General features: G+C 69.6%; 1 protein-coding gene. It reads left to right on the top strand.

Going from position 1 to position 303, the window contains the following annotated elements; all coding sequences use genetic code 11:
• Positions 1-15 precede the first annotated feature (15 nt).
• Positions 16-303, top strand: a 288-nt coding sequence (locus tag FKN01_RS32365; protein WP_185993095.1) for a condensation domain-containing protein, incomplete at its 3' end; no start/stop codon positions are given.

A 303-nucleotide genomic window follows, 5' to 3' on the forward strand; every position in this document is an offset into this window, starting at 1 on the left:
CTCGAGGTGGCCGGCGTGCCGGTGAGCACCGGGGCCACCAAGTTCGACCTCACCCTCCACCTCACTCCCGGTGAGTCGGGCGGCACCGCGGAGCTGAGCGGTGCCTTCGAATACAGCGCGGACCTGTTCGACCGGAGCACGGTGCAGCGGCTCCAGCAGCGCTTCACGCAGCTGCTCGACGCCGTGGTCTCCGAACCCGACCGGCCCTTGTCCGGGCTGGATGTGCTGTTGCCGGGTGAGTGTGCTGCGTTGGAGGAGTGGAATGCCACGGGTGGGGTGGCGCGGGTGGCGTCGATTCCGGAG

This window comes from Streptomyces sp. 130, assembly GCF_007096885.1.
Lineage (GTDB): Bacteria > Actinomycetota > Actinomycetes > Streptomycetales > Streptomycetaceae > Streptomyces.